Here is a 24166-nt window from a genome sequence, read left to right as displayed (position 1 = left end):
ACTTTTGACGAGTCAAACAATCTCAAAATTCTAGCACGCCGGAGTAATCTAGGCTGGCGACGGCCGGGGCCGATACCCGCCGCAAAGGAGAAAGATGGAACCGATTTCAATCACGCCCGCGGCGACGCTGTCGGAGCAGGATCTGGACGCGCTGGGGCGCGCGAAGCAGGTACTGGAGAGCCCGTCGCTGACGATGAAGCTGACGGGCGTGCTGGGCGTGCCGGTCGAGAAGATGATCGCGCGGCTGCCCGATTTCGCAACCGGCAAGATCAACGACGCGACGCAGCTGGCGCTGCGCAAGTGCCTGAACATCGCGCTGCGCACGCTCGGCAAGCCGCAGACGCCCGACGCCGAGCCGGACAAGCCGAGCAACCTGCTGCACAAGCTCGCGGTCGCGACGACCGGCGCGGCGGGCGGCGCGTTCGGTTTCCTCGCGCTGCCGGTGGAGCTGCCGGTGACGACCACGCTGATCTTCCGCTCGGTGTGCGACATCGCGCGCAGCGAGGGCGAGGATCTCGGCTCGGTGGATACGCAGTTGCAGTGCCTGGCCGTGCTCGGCATGGGCGGCAACCCGGACAAGCACGAGGAGGACGCCGATCTCGGCTATTTCGTGCTGCGCGGCGCGCTCGCGCAGGCGATTTCGAAGGCATCGTCGGACATCACGACGAAAGGGATCGCCGCGCACAGCTCGGCGGCGGTGTTCAAGCTGGTGCAGACGGTGGCATCGCGCTTCTCGGTACAGGTCACCGAGCAGATGGCCGCGAAGTCGATCCCGGCGATCGGCGCGGTGCTCGGCGCGACCGTCAACACGCTGTTCATCGACCACTTCCAGCAGATGGCGCACGGCCACTTCACCGTGCGCCGGCTCGAGCGCAAGTACGGCCCGGTCGCCGTGAAGGCCGCGTATCAGGCGATCGACGGCTCGCCCACGCGCTGAACCGCCCGCTCGACCGCGACGCGGCGCAGGAATGCGGACGCGCGGTCGAGCGCGTCGCGCGACTCCGGCACCATCGGCGCGTACAGCTGCCACACGTGCGGCATGTCCGGCCACACCTCGATCTCCACCGGCACGCCGGCCGCCTTCGCGTTGTCGGCGACGCGGCGTGAATCGTCGAGGAGCACCTCGGTGCTGCCTGCCTGGATGAAAAGCGGCGGCAGCCCGGTCAAGTCCGCATAGACCGGCGACGCGTACGGATGCGTCGCCGATTCGTCTCCCAGATACAGCTTCGCCGCCTTCGGCAATGCCGCGGCCGCGAACATCGGATCGAGCCCGTCGTTGCTGCGCATCGTGCCGCCGGTGCCGGCCAGGTCGGTCCACGGCGAGAACAGGATCGCGCCGGCCGGTAGCGGTTCGCCGCGATCGCGCAGCGCGACGAGCGTCGCCAGGGCGAGGCCGCCGCCCGCCGAATCGCCGCCGAACACGATCGACTCGGGCGGCGTACCGAGCGCGAGCAGTTGCCGGTAGGCGGCCAGCGCGTCGTCGAGCGCGGCCGGGAAGCGGTTCTCGGGCGCGAGCCGGTAGTCGAGCGAGAACGAGCGCACGCCCGCGCGCTTCGTGAGGCCGAACACGAGCGGCCGATGGGTCTTCGTCGAACAGAAGTAATAGCCGCCGCCGTGGAAGTACAGCAGCGTGCGGCCAGGCCCGCGAGCGGCGAGCGCGTCGGTGCGTTCGAGCCATTCGCCGCGCAGCGGCGCGTCGCCGGGCCCGTAGCATTCGCGCAGCCGGTAGCCCGACGGCGGGCGACGCGGCACGATCATTCTCAGGTCGGTAAAGCGCCGCGCGCGTGCAGGATCGAGCACCGGGCGCGTGGTCTCGGGACGAAACTGCCAGCGCAGCAGCCAGCACGCGAACTTGCTTTGCCAACTCATCGAATCCACTCCGTCATCACAGTGTGACGATGGTACGTGCGATCGTCGCCGCGCCGCTCGACGGGAGCCTCTATATCAAACGCCGGCGGGCGGTTCGCCGGCCCCGGCCCGCGTCGGCTTCAGCGTCAGCTCGCCGGCATCATCTGGCCGCGGATCTCGCCGGACGGATGCTCCTTCGTGTGCACGTTGAAGTACCACTTGCCGGCCATCAGGTCGGTGACCTGCGAGTCGGTGAGCTCCCTGGAACCCTTGATCGGGCTCTCGAGCGCGTCCTTCGGAATCGGTACCTGCACGCCGGCGTTCTGGCCGACCGGCGCGGGCCCGTGGAAATGCGCGGCGGTGGCCGGCCCCGTGAGGTGTTCGTAAGTCACCGTCCACCGCAGCATGTGGGTGGCCGTGTCGTAGGTCGCATCGACGGCGCCGGCGCCCTTGGTCGCGGTCGGCGGCACTTCGCTCGACGGCTGCAGGTTGGCGGTCAGGCGCACCGTTTCGGCGGCGGCGCTGCCGGCGACCAGCACGCCCGCGAGCAAAGCCATCTGGAGCAAACGCAGCTTCGGCATGAATCCTCCTTGTACGACTGGGTACGCCCCCCGGACGGGGACGCTCCATGATGGTAGTCGATCGCCGCCGATCCGGCACCGGGGCGTCGCGCGCCAGCCTGACGGAACCTGGAAGAGACCTTTGCAGCGCAAGCGCTGAATCCGCGTGCGGCCTTTCGCTACACTTCGTCTCACAGTTGCTTGTTTCCTTCGTCCGAAGGAGTCTGCGAGTATTCACGCGGCCACCCGGCCGCGTTTTTTTTGCGCGTGCCGCACGCCATGCAGCCATCATCATCCGCTTCACCGTGACGAATCACGAAGCACCGCGAATCGATTTTCGCGGTTCGACGATGCATCGCGCACGGCGTCACGATGCGTAACAGGTTGTTGCGCAAACCCGCGTCGACACGGAATGGCACGCACGAGACAATGACCGCGTTTTGTCGCAACTGAACAGTGAACCTTGCCGGACCGTTTCCCGCTGCCCTGCCCACCCCGCCCCGTCCGTGTTCGCCCGCTGCTGGCGAGCCTCTGCTCCGTCGCCGCGCTCCATGGCGCACCTGCCGATGCGCAGGAATTCTCGCTGTCCGCCGGCGCGCTGCGAGGCGGCGGCGACCGCTCGTATGCCTGGGCGTTCGACTATCAGGAAGGCTTGAGCGCACACACCGCGCTCGGCTTCACGTGGTACAACGAGGGTCACATTCCGAACCACCATCGCGACGGCCAGGCCGTGCAGTTCTGGGGCCGCGTGCCGCTCGATAACCGTCGCTTCGTGCTGTCCGCCGGCGTGGGCCCGTATCGCTACTTCGACACGGTGCCGGCCGCCGAGGGCCGCGGCTATTCGAACACACACGGCTGGGGCGTGCTGATGAGTGTGCGCGCCGCGTATTACACGTCGCATCGCTGGATCGCGCAGCTTCAGCTCAACCGCGCGCAGGTGTTCAGCGGCCCCGACACGACGTCGGTGATGTTCGGCATCGGCTACCAGCTCGATGCACCCGGCACGCCGGGCCCGCGCGACACCGCACTGCCGCGCACGCGCAAGGTCACGAACAACGAAGTCACCGCCATGCTCGGCGAGACGATCCTCAACAGCCGCTCGTCGCCGTCGACGCTCGGCGGCAGCCTCGAATACCGGCGCGGCCTCACGCGCACGGTCGACTGGACCGCGACCTGGATGTACGAAGGCGCGAAACAAGGCATCCGCCGCAACGGCATCGCGTCCGAGCTGTGGCTCACGCGCGCGTTCCTGAGCGACAAGATCACGCTATCGGCCGGCGCCGGCGCGTACTTCACCGTCGACCAGCGCAATCGCGCGGGCCAGCCCGGCCCCGGCGACGGCCGGCTCTCCGGCATCGTGTCGATCTCGGCCAGCTACCGGATCTCCGATCGCTGGCTCACGCGCGTCACGTGGAACCGCGTGGTCACGCGCTACGACCGCGACACCGACGTGATCCAGGCGGGGCTCGGCTACCGGTTCTAGCCGGCGCGCGGGTCACCCTGCCTCACGCGCGATAACCCGGATCGATCCGGTCGACGATGCGCTGCAACGCGTCGAATGCATCCTGCCCCGCGCCGTGCTTCGGATCGAAGTTCAGCGAATCGCGCACGCAGCCCTCGAGCACCGGCGGCGCGATCGGCAGTGCGTCGCCGATCGCGCGGGTCGCGACCTGCACTTCGCATGCACGATTGAGCAGCCACATCAACGAGAAGGTCTGCGCGAGCGTCGCGCCGATCGTCACGGGCCCGTGGTTGCGCAGCAGCAGCACGGGCCGCCCGCCGGCGCTCTCGACGATGCGCCTGCCTTCCTCGAGATGCACGGTAATGCCCTCGAAATCGTGATACGCGACCTTCCCGTACAACTGCGCCGAATAGAAATTCGAGAACGACAGGCCTTCGCGCGAGCAGCACACGGCCATCGTCGGCGTCGTATGCACGTGCATCACGCAGTGCGCGTCGGGCAGCGCCGCATGGATCGCGCTGTGGAACGTGAAGCCCGCCGGATTGATCGGCCAGTCGGAATGGCCGATCACGTTGCCGTCGATGTCGATCTTCACGAGGTTCGACGCGCATACCTCGCGGTAATGGAGCCCGAACGGATTGATCAGGAAATGGCCGTCCTCGCCCGGCACGCGCAGCGAGATATGGTTGTAGATCAGCTCGGTCCAGCCGAGATGGTCGAAGATCCGGTAGGCGGCCGCGAGCTGCACGCGCGCCTGCCATTCGGCTTCGGAGAAGCGGGCAGGACGCGTGAACGGCTGGTTCGGTACACGTTGCATGGGGCACTCCGGTTACGGGCGGCGCGGCCGCGCGGGCGGCTCGCGCATCGTCCCTCGTCTCCTGGCGATGCACGCGGCGCGCGGTTGCGTCCGGCGCACGCGCGTGCGACGCGTCGTTCGGCACCGCTGCGGCCCGCCTTGCGCGAGCCGTGCCGCGGCACCCGTCATGATGCGAATATCGTTGCGCGCACAACCATATCATCTTTCCCCGCGCACCGGTATCGCGGGTTTGGCCCGAGTCGTTCCGGCCCTTACAACTGGTCGTCGACCGGCAGCAGCATGAAGAATCCGGTCATCAGGTTGCGCATCAGCCCGGCATGCGGATCGACGTGATAGGTCGCCGGCTCGCCGTTGTCGGTGCCGGTCCACTCGAGTTCGGGCGCCCCTCCGCCCGCTGGCGTCGCAAGGCTCACGCGGTAGCTTTCGTCGGGCTGCGTCACGCGCGCGAAAATCGCTGCGGCCTGCTGCGCGATCGTCGGACTGTGGATCACGAGCGCGAGTTCGGTATTCAGGTGCGCGGAGCGCGGATCGAGATTCAGCGACCCGATCACGAGGATCTTGCGGTCGATCACGTACGCCTTCGCATGCAGGCTCGCGCGCGAGCGCGACCCGAACAGGCCCGCGCTCGGCGGGTTCGGCCGCGCCTTGAATTCGTACAGTTCGACGCCGCGCCGCAGCAGCGGCACGCGGTACGGCGCGTAGCCGGCTTGTACGGCGACCGCGTCGGTCGCGGCGAGCGAATTGGTCAGGATCGCGACGCGCACGCCGCGCGCGGCCGTGTCGCCGAGGATCTTCACGCCCGCGTCGTGCGGCACGAAGTACGGCGAAAACGCGAGGAATTCCTGCTGTGCGCCGCGCGTCAGCTCGACGAGGCGCTGCATCGGCGGACTGACGTACGTATCGGTCGGCCGCACGATCTTGTCCGGCGCGTCGACCTTGAACTCGGCCGGCGCCCACACGAGCTCGAGCTCGTCACGCGCGATCTGCTGCGCGAGCGGCGTCGCGTTCAGCGGCTTCGCATTGTACGGATCGGCGTTCTTGCGCCAGTGGTCGCGCAGTTCGTCGCGCATCGCGTCGAGATCCTTCGGATCGAACGTCTGATGATTCAGCACCCGCAGCGGATAGCTGCTCGCGCTCGCCCAGTAGTCGTCGAAGCTCCTCGAGATGTCGCTCGTCACGGGGCCGGCGGCGAGCACGTCAAGATCGCGGAACTGCAGCGTCGGGCTCGCGCTGAAATATTCGTCGCCGAGGTTGCGGCCGCCGACGATCGCGATCTGGTTGTCCGCGATCATTGCCTTGTTGTGCATCCGTCGCGTGAAGCTGTCGATCCGCGTCAGCGAGTTGGCCGTGCGCTCGACCATCCCGTAGTGCGACGCGCCGAACGGGTTGAACACGCGAATCTCGATCTTCGGGTGCGTGTTCAGCGCGGCCATCACGCGATCGATGTCGCGGAAATTCAGGTCGTCGACCAGCATCCGCACGCGCACGCCGCGGTCGGCCGCGTACAGCGCCGCGGCGAGCAACAGCTTGCCGGTCGTGTCCTCGGTCGCGATGTAGTACTGCATGTCGAGCGTCTTCGTCGCCGCGCGCGCGAGTGCGATGCGCATCTGCAGCGCGGTCGCGCCGTCGGACAACAGCCGGAAGCCCGATTGCCCCGGGTGCGCGGCTTGCGGCACGGCCAGCGCGTTGCGCAGCGGCGTCGCGGTATCGGCCGGGAGTGCGTGCGAGACGGAGCGATCGAGCGTGGTGGCGGGCGGATGCGTCGCGCAGGCTGCGACCGAAGACAGCAGCGCGCAGACGGCGAGCGCGCGGGCCGCGCGGCAGGCGACGCGCCACGACAGCGCGGCCGGCGCGCGCCGGATCAGGGACGTGAGCACGGAAACTTCCTCGACAGGCGGATCGTTGAATCCGCAATCGCCGCGACGTGCGGCTGACCGGTGGTTCCAACCGATTCTAGTGGGCGCCCGATGAACCGGTCAATCGCGCGGCTCGCGCATGCGCGCCGCACGCGATCGCGGCGGCATGCGCGACGACCGGCCTCGTCGGCAACGAATCGGGGCTGTTTCGCTTCACGGTTCGCCGCAGCCTGCTGTTCGCGATGATCGCTGGCCCGATGACGTTCGTGCAGGCCTGCGTGCTGCCCGGGATGGCGCCGTAAGCGAGCGGCGCGGCCGTTTCCCCGTTCGCCGAAAAACGAAACCCCCACGCCCGCAAGAGCGTGGGGGTCTTTCGTTATCCAGCGCGCCGGACGCGGCCGGCGCACCGGACGGCGATCAGCTGCCCTTCGCGATGCGATCCTGGATGTGCTGCGCACGGCTCGCCGACGACGGGTGCGAGCTCATCATCGAGCTCTTGCCGCCATCGAGTTGCGCAAGCTTCTGGAACGCGGTGACGAGGCCCTTCTGGTTCATGTTCTTCTGCTTCAGCAGATCGAACGAGTAGTCGTCGGCCGCGCTTTCCTGCGTCTGCGAGAACTGCGCGTTGATGAACTTCTCGGTGATGTCGCCGAGCTGCGAGCTCGTCAGGGCCGCGACGCCCGGCGATGCCGCGCCGGCCGCGGTGCGTGCCGCGCTGACCGCGTAGGCGGTCTGCATCGCCTTCTTCGAGTGACCCAGCGCGACGTGGCCCATTTCATGACCGATCACGCCGCGCAGTTCGTCGTCGTTCATCATGTCCATCAGGCCGCTGTACACGCGCACGCAGCCATTGCCCATCGCCCACGCGTTGACGTCCTTGGTCATGTAGACCTTGTAGTTGATCTTCTGGCCGTTCAGCGTCATGTCGCCGAAGCCCTTCATCACCTTCGCCAGGCGCTTCGAATACGCGCTGTTCGGCGCGGCGATCTTCGATTCGGCGTCGCTCGCCTTGCACGAGTCGTTCGACAGCGCCGCGATGTCGCTGTCCGACAGCGTCGCCGCCTTGACCAGACTGGTCCCCGCCGACGTCAGGCTGTTCGCGTCGAGATTCTGCACCCCGCCGCATGCGCTCAACAGGAACGCCATGCCACACGCTGCCGCCGCTTTCTTGATATGCATCCCGGATCCCTCGGTAGTTGTATTTGAGAGCGGCGATTTTGCATAATCCGGCAGAAAATTACCAGATGTTTACATCGAATGACAACTTGATTACCGAACGATCCGGAATGAAAGACGCGATCGATCAACGAATTGACGACAATCCAGCCCTCAATCGCCGCGGCCGGACGATCGGCTGAGCGCGGCATGCGAGCGGCGCGTGAGCCGCCGCGCGACCAGCATCGGCAGCCGCACCACGAAACCGGCGAAGAGCCGCAGGTGCATCCACACGAGCAGCGCGTTGTCGCGGCCGTAGTGGAAATGCGACACGCCGCCCTCGTGCGCGCCGAAGTAGCGCACCGGCGCGTCGATGCGGATCGGCCGCACCCCGGCCCAGCACAGCCGCACGGCGGCTTCCGGATCGAAGTCGAAGCCGCGCATCCACGGCTGGCGATGCATGATCGCGGCGAGCGGCGCGACCGGGTACACGCGAAAGCCGTACAGCGAATCGCCGATCCCGGCCCACAGCGTCTCGAGGTCGGCCCATCCGTTCGACAGCCGACGGCCCTGCACGCGCAGTTGCGGCGCGCTCGCGTCGAACTTCGGCAGGCCCAGCACCATCGCGTCCGGCGCCGCCTGCGACGCGGCCATGAACTCGGGAATCAGGTCGGCCGGGTGCTGGCCGTCGGAGTCCATCGTCAGCACGTGCGTGAAGCCGCTCGCGGCCGCCGCGTCGAGCCCGGCCAACACCGCGGCGCCCTTGCCGCGGTTCTCCGGCAGCACGATCACGCGCAGCCCGGGGTCGCGCTCGGCCATCGCCTGCAGCCGCTCGGCGCTGCCGTCGGTGCTGCCGTCGACGACGACCCACACCGGATTCCACTGCGCGCGGGCGTTGCGCACGGTCGTGTCGACCTTGACGCCTGGGTTGTAGCTCGGAATCAGTACGAGATGGGTCGACGAGGCGTGCAGCTTGGACATGGGAACGGCCGATTGCGAAGACAAGGATCCTGACAAAAGTGTATGACCGGCCGACGAGCGCGGACCGGACTGGTCGACGCCGGGCGACGGTTCGCGCAGCGACAGGCCCGCGCGCTTCACGACAGGTGCTCCAGCGGATGGCCGGCGCTCGCGTCGATCTCGACCAGCAGATCGTCGCGGCACACGTCCGCGTGGACGAACAACGGCCGCACGGCGGCGCCCGCCGCCTCGCGCAGCGTGCGTTCGATCGCGGCGAGCGCCGCGGCATCGCCGGCGTCGCGCACGTAGACGCGGTAGCTCAGGTCGGCGAGCGTGAAAGCGCCGTGCCCCTGCCGCGCGGCCTGCTCGAGCACGGCGGCCAGGTTCGCGATCGTCTCGCGCGTTTGCGCGACGACGTCGCCGCGATGCACGGTGCGATGCCCGACGATGCTCGCGGTGCCCGATACGAACAGCAGCGGCGACGCTTCGTCGGCAGGCCACGCGGCCGCGCGCGCGAACGTCGGCGCACGCGGCCCGTATTCCGCCGGATAGTGATACGCGCTGACCTGACGCGGATTCTCGACCGGATCGGCCGGCGTGCGGCTCGCGATGAAATGGATCGCGAGCGGCGCGGCCGGCGGCGCGTCGCCCGTGACCGGCGCGATCGAGCCGAGCGCGCAGGCCGCCGGCACACTGCCCGTCAGTGCGCGGCGGCACGCGTCGAACGCGCGCTGCCTGCCGATATTGAACTGACGATAGCGCTCGATCCCGAACTGCAGCGCGTTGATCGCGGGCACGGTGTTCCAGATTCGCAGCGCATGTGCAATGCCGAGCATATCGAGCACGTCGAACAGCGTGCGGTACGCATCGTATGTGGCGCGCTCGAGCGGCGTGCCGCCATCGCGATCGGCATCGATCGCTTCCGCCTGTTCCCGCACGACGATGCTGCCGAACGCGAGCCCCGCCGTTTCGCTGTAGCGATACTGCAGCGCGCCGCGTCGCTCGCTGCGCAGGTCGGGCGCGTCGCACTGCCAGATTTCGCAGACCGCGCCCGCGCCTGCGTGGCCGCCGGCGTCGAGCAGCGCCATCTGCACCGGTGCGAGCGGCAGGTCGGGCGCGGCGGCGGCGAGCATGCGGGCCATCGCGTCGGTCGGCGCGCCGGCCGCGCCGATGCAGACCGCCCCGAGCGCGCCGGGAAACGCGCGGTCGAATGCGTCGGCCCGTTGCTGCCCGGCATCCAGCAGTGCAGCCAGCCGCGCATGATCGATCCGGACGAGCCGCAACGCACGGTCGCCGCCGTTCGCTGCCGACGACATGCCCGCGTGCGATGCGGCCGCCGCGCTCGCCACGGGTTCGCGCGCGAGCACGGCCGGGGCGGACGACATGGAAGACGCTCGCCGTTCGGCGTCGACTGGATGCACTGACACTTCGATTTCCTCACTATGCGATGCGGATGCGCGCCATCGTGGCCACGCCCCGCGTTGCGCGCCGTTGCGTCGCGTCAGGCCGACGCCGTGCGCATCGTCATGCGAGCCCGCCGTTGACGGACAGCACCTGCCCCGTCACATAAGCGGCCGCGTCGGATACCAGATACGCGACCATCGCCGCGACTTCATCGGGCCGGCCCGCGCGTTGCGCCGGCACGAGCTGCCTGATCCGTTCGGCGGGAAACGCAGGGTCGGCCATCGGCGATTCGATGATGCCGGGCGCGACCGCATTCACCGTGATGCCGCGCGACGCGAGCTCCAGCGACAGCGACTTCGTCGCGCCGATCAACCCCGCCTTCGCGGCCGCGTAGTTCACCTGCCCGCGATTGCCGGTCACGCCCGCGACCGACGCGATGTTGACGATCCGGCCGCGCCGCGTGCGAATCATCGGCAGCAGCAACGGCTGCGTCACGTTGAAAAACCCGTTGAGCGTCACGTCGATCACGCTGTGCCACTGCCGGCGCGACATGCCGGCCATCGGCGCGTCGTCGTGAATGCCCGCGTTGTTCACGAGGATCTGCACCGGCGCGTCGTCGATGAACGGCGCGAGCGCGGCGAGCGTCGCATCGGCGTCGGTCACGTCGAACGCAATCGCATGCGCCGCGCCGCCGGCCGCGACGATGTGCTGCGCGACCGCCTCCGCCTGCGCGAGATTCCGGTTCGCGTGCACCCAGACTTCGTGGCCGGCCTGCGCGAGCGCCGTGCAGATCGCCTGCCCGAGTGCGCCGCTGCCGCCCGTTACGAGCGCACGCATCGCATTGCTCCGTTCATCGCGTTTCCTCCCGATCGCCGCGGCGGCGGTTCGTGCGGCCACCGTCGCCGCATGCCGTCATCGTCTTCGTGCCGCCATCGTCTTCGTGCCGCGACGCGCCCGTGCGCGCCGCCGTCACTTCGTGCGATGCGCGGCGACGTACCCGGCAAGCGCGCCGAGCGTCGCGAAGATCTTCTGGTTGTCGGGATTGTCCGAGCGCAGCTCGAAGCCGTACTTCTTCGAAATCAGCAGCGCGATTTCCAGGATGTCGATGGAGTCGAGCCCGAAGCCTTCGCCATACAGCGGGGTCTCGGCCGTCACCGTTTCGAGCGGGACGTCTTCGAGATTCAGTTCGCCGATGATCAGCGTGGCGAGCTCTTGTTCGAGTGCGTTCATCATGCTTGCGGGCAGGCGGCCATGGCAGCGGGAGGCGCCCGGAAACGGCAATCGTCGTGCGCGACCGGCGCGTGCGAAGCCCGCGCGAATCTCCGTCCCTCCGGCGTCTGCCGGCTCCCCGCCTGCGTAATCGGGGGTCGTGTGTAAAAGTTACGCGGATTCTAGACGAACGGGTATCGGCACGTATACGCGGAATGGTTACAGACTGAAGGCCCCCGCCGCACCCGGTTTCGGGACCCGATCGCAGCAGATGCTTGAGCCGCTTCGGGCGGATATGAATCGCCGCCGCGAAAGGTTCAGTGCGCTGCCATACATTCGGTTACAAAACCCGCGCGCGCCGCGCGCGAACCGCCGCCCCGCGGCCCTAAAATGTGCGTGCCCGACAGTCGGCCGGGACACGCGTCGCGGCCGGCATTCATATGATGTTTAATGGCCCGACGAATGCGTCCGGCCTCGATTCACCCGATGTTTCCAGCAACCATGCCGCGCCCGTCCGTTCGCCTCGCCCCGGTTTGCCCGCCCGTTCGCCGCCGTGCCGCGACCAACGGCGGCAATGCACGCATGCGTTGCGTGCGCGGAGTGCAGCGATGAGCTCGCCGCTCGGCATCGCGCGCGGCGTCGGCGCGCTCGCCGCAGTGGCGGCGTACCAGATCGGCGCGCACTACGCGGCCGCCACGCACGGCGCGCACGGCTTCGGCCTCGCGATGGCGCTCGTGCCACCGCTGCTGCTCGCGCTCGGCGCGGCATGGCGCTCGCCGCGGCGTGGCTGGCTGGTGCCCGCATGGCTGCTGGCCGCCGTCGCGCTGTGGATCGGGCGCACCGCGCTCGCGCGCCATTTCGAATGGGGCCTGTATCTGGAACACGCGAGCTTCAACCTCGCGATGGCGCTGCTGTTCGGCCGCACGCTCGCCGCCGGCCAGGTGCCGCTGTGCACGCGCTTCGCGACGATGATCCATGGCACGATCACGCCGGCCGTCGCGCGCTACACGCGACGCATCACGCTCGCATGGACGCTGTTCTTCGTCGCGATCGCCGCCGTGTCGACGCTGCTGTTCGCGACCGCGCCGATCGTCACGTGGTCGACGTTCGCGAACTACCTGTCGCTGCCGCTCGTCGCCGCGATGTTCGCCGCCGAGCATGCGTGCCGGCGCTTCGCACTGCCGCACGACGCGCGGCCGCGAATGGTCGACGCGGTGCGCGCATATCGTGCGTCGACGCAGCCGTCACGATGAATTCATGACCGGCGCGGCGCCGCATCGCGGCCGCGCCGGTGACCGTCTCCCGCTTCAGACGATTTATGCCGACTTACCCGCTGGTGTTTCATTCCTCGCCGGATCAGACGATTGCGTGGCGCGACGGTGCGCCCGTCAGCGTGCGCGCGTTCGTCGCCGACGTCGCGCGCGTGGCCGCCGCGCTGCCCGTCGGCGACCACGTGTTCAACGTGTGCCGCGATCGCTACCGCTTCGCGGTCAGCCTGTGCGCGGCGCTCGTCGCCGGCAGGATCAGCCTGCTGCCGTCGACGCACACGCCGGAGATGGTGCGCCAGCTCGCGTCGTTCGCGCCGGACGCGTTCTGCCTGCACGACGCGCCGGACTGCGCGATCGACCTGCCGCGCTTCGCGTATCCGGACGCCGCGCCCGGCGACCTCGCGGATGACGCGCCGTGCGAGGTGCCGCAGATCGACGCGTCGCGGATCATGGCGTACGTGTTCACGTCCGGTTCGACCGGCGCGCCGGTGCCGCATCGCAAGACCTGGGGCTTCCTGGTCGGCTGCGTGCGTGCGGCGGCCGACCGCCTCGGCCTGCTCGACGGCCGCGCGGCCACGCTGATCGGCACCGTGCCCGCGCAGCACATGTACGGCTTCGAATCGACGGTGCTGCTCGCGCTGATCGGCGGCCTCGCGTTCAGCAACCGCCAGCCGTTCTACCCGGTCGACATTCGCGACGAACTCGCCGCGATCCCGCAGCCGCGCGTGCTGGTCACGTCGCCGATTCACCTGCGCGCGCTGCTGTCGGCCGGCCACGCGCTGCCGCCGGCCGCGCTCGTGCTGTCGGCCACCGCACCGCTGTCGGAGAAGCTCGCGTGCGAAGCCGAGGCCGCGCTCGATGCGCCGCTCGTCGAGATCTACGGCAGCACCGAGACCGGCCAGATCGCGACCCGCCGCACGTCGCAAGGCGCGACGTGGCAGCTCTTCCCCGGCATCCGTCTCGACGCCCGCGCAGCACATGACGCGGGCGACGACAGCGGCCCGACCGTGTGGGCGTCGGGCGGCCACGTCGAAACCCCCGTGCCGATGGGCGACGCGCTCGAGCTGCTCGGCGACGGCCGGTTCCTGCTGCACGGCCGCAAGGCTGATCTCGTCAACATCGCCGGCAAGCGCACGTCGCTCGCCTATCTGAATCACCAGCTGAACGCGATCGCCGGCGTCGTGGACGGCGTGTTCTTCATGCCGGACGACGCCGCGCCGGCCGGTGCCGATGCGACCCGCGAACCGGTCACGCGGCTCGTCGCGCTCGTGGTCGCGCCGACGCTCGCCGCGGCGGATCTGCAGCGCGCGCTGCGCGAACGGATCGATCCCGCGTTCATGCCGCGTCCGCTCGTGTTCGTCGACGCATTGCCGCGCAACGAAACGGGCAAGTTGCCGCGCGACGTGCTCGCCGCGCTCGTCGCACGGCACGCGCGCACCGCGACAGCCAACGCGAGCGAGCCCGTCGTTGCGGATGCGCCGCTTGCGTTCACGATACCCGCCGACCACCCTGCGCTGCCCGGTCATTTCCCCGGTCATCCGATCGTGCCGGGCGTCGTGCTGCTCGATCACGCGATCGCGGCACTCGGCGCATCGCTGAACCGCCCGCTGCACACGTGGCGGCTGGCTTCCGCGAAATTCCTGAGCCCGGTCGCGCCCGGCGAGCCGCTCGATCTCGCGTTCGATGCGGCAGCGGGCGGCCCGATCCGCTTCACGTTGCGCGCCGGCGCGCGCGACGTCGCCACCGGTGTGCTGTCCGCGCCGGCCGCCGCGCAGGACGGTGCACAACCATGAAGCGCACCGCATGGGCCGAGCGCCAGGAGCGCAGCAACGCGGCGTTGCTGCGTGCGATGACGTGGATCTCGCTGCGGTTCGGCCGGCGGCCGTCGCGCGTCGTGCTGCACGCCATCGCGGCCTATTTCGTGCTGTTCTCGCCAGCCGCCTGCGCGGCGTCGCGCGACTATCTGCGCCGCGTGCTCGGCCGTCCCGCCCGCTGGCGCGACGTGTACCGGCACGTGTTCACGTTCGCGGCGACGATCCACGACCGCATCTACCTGATGAACGGACGCTTCGATCTGTTCGACATCCGGCTGCATGGCGAAACGCGCGTCGACGACGCACTCGCCGCCGGGCGCGGCGTATTCCTGATGGGCGCGCACCTCGGCAGCTTCGAAGTCGTGCGCGCGATCGGCCGCACGCGTGCGGACCTGCGGGTCGTCGTCACGATGTTCGAAGAGAACGCGCGCAAGATCAACGCGACGCTCGCCGCCGTGAACCCGGCCGCGAAACCGGAAGTGATTCCGCTCGGGCAGGTCGACTCGATGCTGAAGGTGCGCGAACGCCTCGACGCGAACTGCATGGTCGGCATGCTCGCCGACCGCACGTTGCTCGACGATGCGGCCACGTCGCTGCGGCGGTTGCCGCTGCTCGGCGCACCGGCCGCGTTCCCGCTCGGGCCGCTGTACATGGCCGCGATGCTGCGGCGCCCGGTGCTGTTCATGACGGGCCTCTATCGCGACGGCAACCGCTACGACGTGCACTTCGAGACGCTCGCCGATTTCTCCGACGTGCGCCGCGACACGCGCGCGGCGGCCGTCGACGCGGCGCTCGCGCGCTACGTCGCGCTGCTCGACAAGTATTGCCGCGCGGCGCCGTACAACTGGTTCAACTATTTCGATTTCTGGCAGACCGGCACCGCCGCCGCGCACCGCGACGATGCGCGCGCGTGCGCCGGCCTGCCCGCCACGAGGGATTCCGACGCATGACCGCCGCTCGCCGCTTCACGTTGCCGTTTCCGCTGCCGGGCGCGCGCGCGCTGCGCCGCTCGGCGCGCAGGTTCGCCATCACGGCCGCCGTCGCGCTCGCGTTGCCCGCGCACGCGGCCGACACCGGTTCGGCGTCGTGGACCCTGGACCGGCTGATGTCGACGCTCGCGCAGCACAAGTCCGGGCGCGCGACGTTCACCGAGACGAAGACGCTGTCGATCGCCGCGCAACCGCTCGAATCGTCGGGCGAGCTCGTGTTCGTCGCGCCGGATCACCTCGAGAAGCACACGCTCAGCCCGAAGCCCGAGCATCTCGTCGTCGACGGCGACATGCTCACCGTCGAGCGCAACAACCGCAAGTACACGCTCGCGCTCGCGCGCTATCCGGAGCTCGGCGCGTTCATCGACAGCATCCGCGCGACGCTCGCCGGCAATCGCTATGCGCTCGAGCAGGTCTACAAGGTCGCGCTCGCCGGCCGCGGCGACGACTGGACGCTGATGCTCACGCCGCTCGATTCGCGGATGCTGAAGGTCGTCAGCACGATCACGCTCGAGGGCTCGCGCGACGTGTTGCGCAGCGTCGCGATCCAGCAGGCCGACGGCGATCATTCGACGATGCGCCTGCAACCCGTACCAGCGAAGTGATGGACGAACGTACCCGACCGAGCGCCCCCGTCGCGCACCGCACGCCTGCGTGGCGGCAACGCGCCGTGCTCGCGTGGCTGCTCGCGCTCGTCGCGTGCGGGATCGCGATCGCCCGCGCGAACTTCACGGCCGACCTGTCCGCGTTCCTGCCGCGCGCGCCAAGCGCCGGCCAGCGCGTGCTCGTCGATCAATTGCGCGACGGCATCGTGTCGCGGATGATCCTCGTCGCGATCGACGGCGGCGATGCGGCCACGCGCGCCGCGCTGTCGCGGCGCGTCGCCGGCACGCTGCGCGCCGACCGGCAATTCTCGGCGGTCAACAACGGCGAAGCCATCGACGACGCGCGCGACCGGCAATTCGTGTTCGACCATCGCTACCTGCTGAGCCCGGCCGTCTCGCCGCAACGCTTCAGCGCGGACGGCCTGCACCAGGCGCTCGGCGACAGCCTCGACCTGCTGAGCTCGTCGGCCGGCCTCGTCGCGAAGGCGATGTTGCCGCGCGACCCGACCGGCGAAGTGACCGCGCTCATCGACCGGCTCGACAGCGGCGCGCAGCCCGCGATGCGCGACGGCGTATGGGCGTCGCGCGACGGCACGCGCGCGGTGCTGGTCGTGCAGACGGCCGCCGCCGGCGCCGACACCGACGCGCAGGCGCGTGCGATCGACGCGGTGCGCCGCGCGTTCGCCGCCGCGACGCGGACGCTGCCGAACGGCGCCGCGTACACGCTCGCGATGACCGGCCCCGGCGTGTTCTCGGTCGACACGCGCGACACGATCCGGCACGACGTCGAACGGCTGTCGACGGCGAGCGTCGTGCTGATCGTCGCGCTGCTGCTGACGCTGTACCGTTCGCCGCGCACGCTCGCGCTCGGGCTGCTGCCGGTGCTGACGGGCATCGCGGCCGGCATCGCGGCGGTCGGCATCGCGTTCGGCACGGTCCACGGACTGACGCTCGGTTTCGGCACGACGCTGATCGGCGAAGCGGTCGACTACTCGATCTATCTGTTCGTGCAGTCGGCGCAGGCCGGCTCGCGCGGCACCGCGCGGCCCGCCGATGCGACACGCGCGTGGGTCGCCGCATACTGGCCGACGATCCGCCTCGGCGTGCTGACGTCCGTGTGCGGTTTCGCGTCGATGCTGTTCTCCGGCTTTCCGGGCCTCGTGCAGCTCGGGCTGTACTCGATCGCCGGCCTGACGGCCGCCGCGCTCGTCACGCGCTTCGTGCTGCCTCACCTGCGCGGCGAGCACGTTGCGATTCGCGACGTGTCGCGCATCGGCGCGGTGCTCGCGCGCGCGGCCGCTGCGGCGCCGCGGCTGCGCTGGCCGCTCGGCGTGCTCGTGCTCGCCGCGTGCGCGACGCTCGCGTGGCATCACGACCGCCTGTGGAGCCGCGAGCTTGCGGCGCTGAGCCCCGTCCCGGCCCGCGCGCAGGCGCTCGACGCGCGCCTGCGCGCCGATGTCGGCGCACCGGACGTGCGCTATCTCGTCGTGATTTCCGCGCCGACCGAGCAGGCCGCACTCGAACGCGCAGAGCGGGTGGCCGCGCAATTGCAGCCGCTCGTCGATCGCGGCACGCTCGCGGGCTTCGAGAGTCCCGCGCGTTATCTGCCGAGCGACGCCACGCAGCGCGCGCGCCAGGCGAGCCTGCCGGATGCCGACGTGCTCGCCGCGAGAATGCGCGAGGCCGTCGCGAACCAGCCCGTGTCGGTCAAACCCGAGCTGTTCGCGCCGTTCATCGTCGATGTCGAGGCCGCGCGCCACGCGCCGTTGCTCACGCGTGCGGACCTGCGCGGCACGTCGATGGCGCTCGCCGTCGACGCGCTGCTCACCGAGCGTGCGGGCCGCTGGAGCGCGATGCTGCCGCTGCGTGCGCCGGACGCCGCACGCGCCGCTTCGGCGGCGGCACCGGCGCTCGATGCCGCGCCGATCCGCGCGGCCGTCGCGCGCGCCGGCGTGCCGGATGCGCTGTTCGTCGACATGAAGGCCGAAGCCGACGGCCTGTACGTCAACTACGTGCGCGAGGACCTGCGCCTCTCGCTCGCGGGTTTCGCGGCGATCGCCGTGCTGCTGCTGATCGCGCTGCGCTCGCCGCGCCGCGCCGTGCGCGCGCTCGCGCCGCTGATCGCGGCCGTGCTGGTCGTGACGGCCGGCTTCGCGCTCGCCGGCGTGCCGCTGACCATCCTGCATCTCGTCGGAATGCTGCTGATCGTCGCGGTCGGCTCGAACTATGCGCTGTTCTTCTGCAAGCGCGACGACGCGCAACCGGTCACGCCGTACACGCTCGTGTCGCTGCTGATCGCGAACCTCGCGACGGTCGCCGGCTTCGGCCTGCTTGCGCTGTCGCGCGTGCCGCTGCTCGAAACCTTCGGGCTGACCGTCGGCCCCGGCGCGATGCTCGCGCTCGCATTCGCGGCGACTCTCGCGCCGCGTGGCGCGGCGACGCGCGGCACACTTCCCGATCTGACAGGAGCCCGCGCATGAACGCGCCGTCGTCCGTTCCGCCGCGACAGCCCGGCAGCGACGCGCGCCGCTGGAAGCCGACGCCGCTGATCGCGGGCACGGCCGCGCTGCATGCGGGCGCGCTCGCGGCCATCGTCGCGCAGCCGGCCGCTTGGCCGTGGGCCGCAGGCGGCGTGGTCGCGTCGCATCTCGCGCTGACCGCCGCCGGCCTGTGGCCGCGCAGCGCGCTGCTCGGGCCGAACTGGACGCGCCTGCCGGCCGGCGCAGGCCGCCGCATCGCGCTGACGATCGACGACGGCCCGGACCCCGACGTCACGCCGCGCGTGCTCGACCTGCTCGATCGTTACGATGCGCGCGCGACGTTCTTCTGTATCGGCGATCTCGCGCGCCGCCATCCGCGATGGATCGAAGCGATCGTCGCGCGCGGCCATGCGGTGGAAAACCACAGCCAGCGGCACCGGCATACGTTCTCGTTGTCCGGGCCCGCCGCGCTGCGGCGCGAAATCGCGGCCGCGCAGCAGACGCTGACCGAAATCGCCGGCACGCGTCCGCGCTTCTTCCGCGCGCCGGCCGGCCTGCGCAATCCGTTTCTCGAACCGGTGCTGTGCGAGCTCGGGCTGCAGCTCGCCAGCTGGACACGGCGCGGCTTCGACACGCGCGCGCGCGACGCGGACATCGTCACGCGCCGCCTGCTCGACGGTCTGGCGCCGCGCGACATCCTGCTCGTGCACGACGGCCATGCGGCGCGCGACGCGCGCGGCGAACCGGTCGTGCTCGACGTGCTGCCGGCGCTGCTTCGCGCGGCCGCCGATGCGCAGCTGCAGTGGACCACGCTGCGCGCCGCGCTCGCGCCCGAACCGCCCGGCCGGCCGGGCACGCCGGCATGCCCGTTTGATAAAATCTGACCACGCCCGGCGCGCCCGCCAGCCCCGCTGCGGCGCCCGTTCCGGCTACCGGATACGACCCTCGTGAAACCTCTCCTGCTCTCGCACTTCACCGCCACCAGCTGCATCGGCAGCGGCCTCGAGGCGACGCTCGACGCGCTGCGCAACGCACGCGGCGGGCTCGCGCCGTGCGACTTCGAACGCGCGGATCTCGATACCTGGATCGGCGCCGTGGACGGCGTCGATGCGCATCCCGTGCGCCCGGATCTCGCCGACTTCGAGTGCCGCAACAACCGCCTCGCGCAACTCGGTCTCGTCCAGGACGGCTTCGACGCGCGCGTCGCGGCGGCCGTGTCGCGCCATGGCGCCGCGCGCGTCGGCGTGTTCATCGGCACGAGCACGTCCGGCATCCTCGAGACCGAACGTGCGTACCAGCAACGCGATCCGGCGAGCGGCGCGCTGCGCGCGGCGTTCCGCTACGCGCACACGCACAACCCGTATTCGGCGGCCGCGTTCGTGCGTGCGTATTTCGCGCTGCGCGGGCCGGCCATGGCGATCTCGTCCGCGTGTTCGTCCGGTGCGAAGGTGTTCGGCTCCGCGCGCCGGATGATCGAAGCCGGGCTGATCGATGCGGCCGTCGTCGGCGGTGTCGATTCGTTGTGCCTGACGACGCTGTACGGCTTCAATTCGCTCGAGCTGCTGTCGCGCAGGCCGTGCCGGCCGTTCGACGTCGCGCGCGACGGCATCTCGATCGGCGAGGCGGCTGCGTTCGCGCTGCTCGAACGCATGCCGGATACACGTGCCGCGCTCGACGACGACGCGATCCTGCTGCTCGGCATCGGCGAATCGAGCGATGCGCATCACATGTCGTCGCCGCATCCGGAAGGGCTCGGCGCACGCATCGCGATCGAACAGGCACTCGCATCGGCCGGCCTCGCCGCAGGCGACATCGACTACGTGAACCTGCACGGCACCGCGACGCCGAGCAACGATGCCGCCGAAAGTCGCGCCGTGGGCGCGCTGCTCGCACGCACGCCGTGCAGCTCGACGAAGGGCGCGACCGGTCACACGCTCGGTGCGGCCGGCGCACTCGAAGCGGTCGTCGCCGCGCTCGCGCTGCGCGAACAGTTCGTGCCGGCCGGTGTGAATACGACGCATCCCGACCCGGCGCTCGCCGCCGACTACGTGCTCGCGAGCCGCGACGCGCGCGTGCGTGCGGTCCTGTCGAACTCGTTCGGCTTCGGCGGCACGAACTGCAGCCTGATCCTCGGCCGCGCCGGGCATGCCAGCCGCGGGGAGCCGACATGACGCTCACGGCCTTCATCGAAAGCGTCGGTCTCGTCGGGCCGGGACTGAACGACTGGCCGCACGCGGCCGACGTGCTCGCGGGCCGTGCGGCCTACGCGAGCGCACGCACCGTGCTGCCGCCGCCCGCCGGCCTGCCGCCGGCGGAGCGCCGCCGCACCGGCCCCGTCGTGCGCGTCGCGCTTGCGGTCGGCCTCGAGGCGGCAGCCGCGAGCGGACGCGATGCGGCCACGCTCGCGACCGTGTTCAGCGCGTCCGGCGGCGACGGCCAGAACTGCCACGCGATCTGCGAGACCCTCGCCAGCGACGATCGCCATCTGTCGCCGACGCGCTTTCACAACTCCGTGCACAACGCGCCGGCCGGCTACTGGAGCATCGCGACCCGCGCGATGGCAACGTCGAACGTGGTGTGCGCGCACGACGGCAGTTTTGCCGCGGGCCTGCTCGAGAGCCTGTGCCAGGTCGCGGTCGATCGCGTGCCGAGCCTGCTGATCGCCTACGACACCGACTATCCGGAGCCGCTGCGCGCGGTGCGTCCGATCGTCGACGCATTCGGCGTCGCGCTGGTGCTCGCACCCGGCGCGAGCGAACGCACGCTCGCGCGCATCGACGTGCAGTTCACCGACGCGCCGGCAACGACGCTCGCGAATCCCGAACTCGACGCGCTGCGCACCGGCAATCCGGCCGCGCGCGCGCTGCCTTTGCTCGATGCGCTGGCGACGCGACGCTCGACGAGCGTCGTGCTCGACTATCTCGACGATACGCGCGTGCAGGTCGATATCGCGCTGCCGGCTACCGCAGCGGAGGGCGCGCAATGACGACGCCCGTATCGACGCTCGTGCCCGAGCCGACGGCGGCGACGCTCGATCGCGCATGGATCGCCGCGCACATTCCGCACGACGGCGCGATGTGCCTGCTCGATCGCGTCGAAGCATGGGATGCCGCGCGGATCCGCTGCAGCGCGACGAGCCATCGCGATCCGCGCAACCCGCTTCGCTCGCACGGGCGGCTCGCATCGGTCTGCGGCATCGAATACGCGGCGCAGGCGATGGCCGTGCACGGCGCGCTGCTCAGTACGCAATGCGCGCAGGCGGAATTCGCACGGCCGCGCGCCGGCTATCTGGCGAGCGTGCGCAACGTCGACGCATTCGTCGATCGGCTCGACACGTTCGAGCTGCCGCTGATCGTCGATGCCGAGCGCATCGGCGACGACGACCGCTCCGTGCTGTACGGCTTCACGCTGCGCTGCGGCGAGCGCGTGCTGCTCGGCGGCCGGGCCGTGGTGATGCTCGACGCATCTGCGGCCGGCGTACTCGTTCGGCCGCCTGCCGGCCGCGCGGACATTCGATAAACAGCCCCAAGGAAACCAGGTCGTGAAAGCACGTCAGTTCATTTGCACCGCGTTCGTTCTCGCGCTGATCAGCCCGATCGCGCACGCGGACATGTCCGAAGTCAAGCAGGACATCAAGCGCGATTCGAAGGAAGCCGCGCACAAGACCGGCGAGGCCGCGCGCAGCTTCGGCCATGCGACCGCGAGTGCGGCTAAGACGGTCGGCCACGGCATCGCGCACGCGTCGCGCGAGGGCTGGGACGCCACCAAGCGCACGACGAAGCGGATCTTCCACAAGAACGATTCGGGCGAAGGCTCCGCGAAAAGCAGCGACTGAGCGCGGGCGTCCCGCGCACGCATGCGCGGGATACGGCACGACGCGCGAGCGCGCCGGTGCCGCAGCGCCGCCGTCAGCGCGCGCCGCCGCGCGTACGGCGCGTCGGCCTGCGCGCGAGGCACTTGCCGTACGCGAAGAACCAGCAATCGCGATGATCGAAGTTGCGCAGCAGCCGCGCGCGGCGCCGCTCGAGCCAGTGAAGCGCGATCGCCATCGTCAGCGCGACGGCCAGTGCCGAGCCGCCGATCGCGAATCCCATCCAGGTATCACCCATGCCTCCTCCGGAATGCGAGGCCGATGCGGCGCGCGTGCCGCGACGCAGTGGCCGGAGCACGGGCACGCACGGGCCGCCGCCTCCGCGGCGAACCTGCGTCCGCGATCCGTCACCGCGCGCCTGGCGCGCCGCCCGGCGCTGGATACAGCGGGAGCGCGGCCCGGACGCGCGTGCGAACGCCGCCCGGGCCAGTTGCGCGTCAATGCATGTGCTGGCCACCGTTGATCGCGATGTTCGAGCCCGTCACGAAGCCGGCGTCCTCCGAGCACAGAAACGCGACCAGCGCCGCGACTTCCTCGGGTTGACCGAGCCGTCCCACCGGAATCTGCGGGAGGATCTTCGTATCGAGGATGTCCTGCGGAATCGCCGTCACCATCTTCGTCGCGAGATAGCCCGGCGATACCGTATTCACCGTCACGCCCTTGCGCGCGATCTCGAGCGCGAGCGATTTCGTGAAGCCGTGCATGCCGGCCTTCGCGGCCGCGTAGTTGGTCTGGCCGACCGAGCCCTTCGAGCCGTTGACCGACGCGATGTTGACGATGCGTCCCCAGCCGCGCTCGACCATCCCGTCGCAGACCGGCTTCGTCATGTTGAACACGGAATCGAGATTGGTGCGGATCACCGCATCCCAGTTGACCTTGTCGAGCTTGCGCAGCGTCATGTCGCGCGTGATGCCCGCATTGTTCACGAGGATGTCGACCGGGCCGACGTCCCGGACGATCTTCTCGATGCATTGCTGACACGAATCGTGGTCGGCCACGTCCACCGGATACGCGTGGAATTCGCGGCCGGCCGCGTGCATCTCGGTCAGCCAGCGATCGGCACCGGTGTTGTTCGGCGAATACGTGACGACGACCCGGTGCCCGGCATCGTTCAACCGGATGCTGATCGCTTCGCCGAGACCGCCCATCCCACCTGTCACAACTGCAATTCGCTTAGTCATCCTATGAGTTACCGACAAAAAAGTAGTCAATGATGCGGGGCGACGGCATGGCACATGCTGCCACCCCACCGCTGCGGTGCGTCGGCGCCTGCAACGCAGGCACGGCGCACCGGAACATCACGCATGTTGTTGGCTGCTTGTTCCGCGCGAAGATTGCCGCGCACGCGCGCGGCGCTGGCCGGCGCCGCGCGCGTGCATATCGTCAGACCCTGCTCAACCGCGCTCGACCGCGAGCGCAACGCCCATCCCGCCGCCGATGCACAGCGACGCCAGCCCGCGCTTCGCATCGCGCTTGACCATCTCGTGCAGCAGCGTCACCAGGATCCGGCAGCCCGATGCGCCGATCGGGTGGCCGATCGCGATCGCCCCGCCGTTCACGTTCACCTTCGACGTGTCCCAGCCCATCTGCTTGTGCACCGCCAGCGCCTGCGCCGCGAAGGCCTCGTTGATTTCCATCAGGTCCAGGTCGCCCGGCGTCCAGCCCGCACGCTCCAGGCAGCGGCGCGACGCCGGCACCGGACCCATGCCCATCACGCTCGGATCCACGCCCGCGTTCGCGTACGCCTTGATCCGCGCAAGCGGCGTCAGCCCGAGCGCCGCCGCCTTCTGCGCCGACATCACCAGCACCGCCGCCGCGCCGTCGTTCAGCCCCGACGCGTTCGCCGCCGTCACCGAGCCGTCCTTCGC

General features: G+C 70.0%; 25 protein-coding genes and 1 pseudogene. 13 read left to right on the top strand and 13 right to left on the bottom strand.

Translation table 11 applies throughout. From position 1 onward, the window contains the following. Positions 1-94: 94 nt before the first annotated feature. Positions 95-937 carry an EcsC family protein gene (locus HW466_RS21770; RefSeq protein WP_151005766.1) on the top strand — a complete coding sequence of 281 codons (843 nt, stop codon included), beginning with the start codon at positions 95-97 and terminating at the stop codon, positions 935-937. Here the strand turns inward: HW466_RS21770 and HW466_RS21765 are convergent. The 3 genes from HW466_RS21765 to HW466_RS21755 all read right to left on the bottom strand — a co-directional run bounded on the left by HW466_RS21765 (position 907) and on the right by HW466_RS21755 (position 2803). Continuing rightward, the gene (locus tag HW466_RS21765) at positions 907-1869 is read right to left on the bottom strand and encodes an alpha/beta hydrolase (protein WP_151005768.1); all 963 of its coding nucleotides are present in this window, start codon (positions 1867-1869) and stop codon (positions 907-909) included. The genes HW466_RS21770 and HW466_RS21765 overlap by 31 nt on opposite strands. A 125-nt stretch (positions 1870-1994) precedes the next feature. Next, positions 1995-2429, bottom strand: a complete 435-nt coding sequence (locus tag HW466_RS21760; RefSeq protein ID WP_059545341.1) for a CHRD domain-containing protein — start codon at positions 2427-2429, stop codon at positions 1995-1997. Between the two features lie 170 nt (positions 2430-2599). Next, positions 2600-2803 carry a hypothetical protein gene (locus HW466_RS21755; protein ID WP_151005770.1) on the bottom strand — a complete coding sequence of 68 codons (204 nt, stop codon included), beginning with the start codon at positions 2801-2803 and terminating at the stop codon, positions 2600-2602. Between the two features lie 86 nt (positions 2804-2889). On the opposite strand from HW466_RS21755, the gene HW466_RS21750 reads away from it, so the two are divergent. Further along, the gene (locus tag HW466_RS21750) at positions 2890-3891 is read left to right on the top strand and encodes a TonB-dependent receptor (RefSeq protein ID WP_151005771.1); all 1002 of its coding nucleotides are present in this window, start codon (positions 2890-2892) and stop codon (positions 3889-3891) included. A gap of 22 nt (positions 3892-3913) precedes the next feature. On the opposite strand, the gene HW466_RS21745 is transcribed toward HW466_RS21750, so the two are convergent. Together HW466_RS21745 and HW466_RS21740 are read right to left on the bottom strand one after the other, a co-directional pair. After that, positions 3914-4687, bottom strand: coding sequence for a class II aldolase/adducin family protein (locus HW466_RS21745; protein WP_059790079.1), 774 nt, complete (start codon positions 4685-4687; stop codon positions 3914-3916). Positions 4688-4938: 251 nt separating this feature from the next. Next, positions 4939-6564, bottom strand: a complete 1626-nt coding sequence (locus tag HW466_RS21740; protein ID WP_174905860.1) for a phospholipase D family protein — start codon at positions 6562-6564, stop codon at positions 4939-4941. Between the two features lie 131 nt (positions 6565-6695). On the opposite strand from HW466_RS21740, the pseudogene HW466_RS21735 reads away from it, so the two are divergent. After that, positions 6696-6845, top strand: a pseudogene (locus HW466_RS21735) (L-lactate permease); the annotation flags it as partial. Positions 6846-6960: 115 nt separating this feature from the next. Here HW466_RS21735 and loiP read toward each other — a convergent pair. From loiP to HW466_RS21710, 5 genes are all read right to left on the bottom strand, one after another. Further along, positions 6961-7722 carry a metalloprotease LoiP gene (loiP, locus tag HW466_RS21730; protein ID WP_059447886.1) on the bottom strand — a complete coding sequence of 254 codons (762 nt, stop codon included), beginning with the start codon at positions 7720-7722 and terminating at the stop codon, positions 6961-6963. A gap of 150 nt (positions 7723-7872) precedes the next feature. After that, entirely contained in the window at positions 7873-8679 is an 807-nt protein-coding gene (locus HW466_RS21725; protein WP_059506851.1) for a glycosyltransferase family 2 protein, read from the bottom strand. Positions 8680-8795: 116 nt separating this feature from the next. Continuing rightward, positions 8796-10043, bottom strand: a complete 1248-nt coding sequence (locus HW466_RS21720; RefSeq protein ID WP_239005959.1) for a chorismate transformation FkbO/Hyg5 family protein — start codon at positions 10041-10043, stop codon at positions 8796-8798. 139 nt (positions 10044-10182) lie between these two features. Continuing rightward, a complete protein-coding gene (gene fabG, locus HW466_RS21715) occupies positions 10183-10899 on the bottom strand; it encodes a 3-oxoacyl-ACP reductase FabG (RefSeq protein WP_151006920.1) in 717 nt (238 codons plus the stop codon). Between the two features lie 132 nt (positions 10900-11031). Continuing rightward, a complete protein-coding gene (locus HW466_RS21710) occupies positions 11032-11292 on the bottom strand; it encodes a phosphopantetheine-binding protein (protein WP_059447890.1) in 261 nt (86 codons plus the stop codon). Positions 11293-11879: 587 nt separating this feature from the next. Here HW466_RS21710 and HW466_RS21705 point away from each other — a divergent pair. From HW466_RS21705 to HW466_RS21660, 10 genes are all read left to right on the top strand, one after another. Continuing rightward, positions 11880-12524: a COG4648 family protein gene (locus tag HW466_RS21705; protein ID WP_174905858.1), complete on the top strand. Its 645-nt coding sequence runs from the start codon at positions 11880-11882 to the stop codon at positions 12522-12524. Positions 12525-12589: 65 nt separating this feature from the next. After that, complete coding sequence (locus tag HW466_RS21700; protein ID WP_151006539.1) at positions 12590-14332, top strand: AMP-binding protein; 1743 nt, start codon at positions 12590-12592, stop codon at positions 14330-14332. Beyond that, entirely contained in the window at positions 14329-15303 is a 975-nt protein-coding gene (locus tag HW466_RS21695; RefSeq protein WP_059790066.1) for an LpxL/LpxP family acyltransferase, read from the top strand. The genes HW466_RS21700 and HW466_RS21695 overlap by 4 nt, the downstream gene beginning before the upstream one ends. Next, complete coding sequence (locus HW466_RS21690; RefSeq protein WP_059790068.1) at positions 15300-15947, top strand: outer membrane lipoprotein carrier protein LolA; 648 nt, start codon at positions 15300-15302, stop codon at positions 15945-15947. The genes HW466_RS21695 and HW466_RS21690 overlap by 4 nt, the downstream gene beginning before the upstream one ends. Continuing rightward, positions 15947-18427, top strand: coding sequence for an MMPL family transporter (locus tag HW466_RS21685; RefSeq protein ID WP_174905857.1), 2481 nt, complete (start codon positions 15947-15949; stop codon positions 18425-18427). The genes HW466_RS21690 and HW466_RS21685 overlap by 1 nt, the downstream gene beginning before the upstream one ends. After that, the gene (locus HW466_RS21680) at positions 18424-19311 is read left to right on the top strand and encodes a polysaccharide deacetylase family protein (RefSeq protein ID WP_060346309.1); all 888 of its coding nucleotides are present in this window, start codon (positions 18424-18426) and stop codon (positions 19309-19311) included. The genes HW466_RS21685 and HW466_RS21680 overlap by 4 nt, the downstream gene beginning before the upstream one ends. Before the next feature lie 63 nt (positions 19312-19374). Continuing rightward, positions 19375-20598 carry a beta-ketoacyl-[acyl-carrier-protein] synthase family protein gene (locus HW466_RS21675; RefSeq protein ID WP_151007110.1) on the top strand — a complete coding sequence of 408 codons (1224 nt, stop codon included), beginning with the start codon at positions 19375-19377 and terminating at the stop codon, positions 20596-20598. After that, positions 20595-21413, top strand: a complete 819-nt coding sequence (locus HW466_RS21670) for a beta-ketoacyl synthase chain length factor (protein WP_176316099.1) — start codon at positions 20595-20597, stop codon at positions 21411-21413. Before HW466_RS21675 ends, HW466_RS21670 begins: the two co-directional genes overlap by 4 nt. After that, on the top strand, positions 21410-21946 hold the full coding sequence (locus HW466_RS21665) for a hotdog family protein (protein WP_151007049.1): 537 nt from the start codon (positions 21410-21412) through the stop codon (positions 21944-21946). Before HW466_RS21670 ends, HW466_RS21665 begins: the two co-directional genes overlap by 4 nt. Before the next feature lie 22 nt (positions 21947-21968). Beyond that, positions 21969-22262: a hypothetical protein gene (locus HW466_RS21660; RefSeq protein ID WP_059447900.1), complete on the top strand. Its 294-nt coding sequence runs from the start codon at positions 21969-21971 to the stop codon at positions 22260-22262. Positions 22263-22335: 73 nt separating this feature from the next. Here the strand turns inward: HW466_RS21660 and HW466_RS21655 are convergent, their stop codons facing one another. The 3 genes from HW466_RS21655 to HW466_RS21645 form a co-directional block, all read right to left on the bottom strand. Next, positions 22336-22536: a hypothetical protein gene (locus tag HW466_RS21655; RefSeq protein ID WP_059773051.1), complete on the bottom strand. Its 201-nt coding sequence runs from the start codon at positions 22534-22536 to the stop codon at positions 22336-22338. 199 nt (positions 22537-22735) lie between these two features. Then, the gene (gene phbB, locus HW466_RS21650; protein WP_059447902.1) at positions 22736-23479 is read right to left on the bottom strand and encodes an acetoacetyl-CoA reductase; all 744 of its coding nucleotides are present in this window, start codon (positions 23477-23479) and stop codon (positions 22736-22738) included. Positions 23480-23692: 213 nt separating this feature from the next. Then, a partial coding sequence (locus HW466_RS21645) for a thiolase family protein (protein ID WP_478283374.1) occupies positions 23693-24166 on the bottom strand: 474 nt, incomplete at its 5' end.

This window comes from Burkholderia territorii, from assembly GCF_902833055.1.
Classification (GTDB): Bacteria; Pseudomonadota; Gammaproteobacteria; order Burkholderiales; family Burkholderiaceae; genus Burkholderia; species Burkholderia territorii.
The sequence above is the reverse complement of the archived record's forward strand: the minus strand, read 5'-3'. Positions and strand labels throughout refer to the sequence as shown.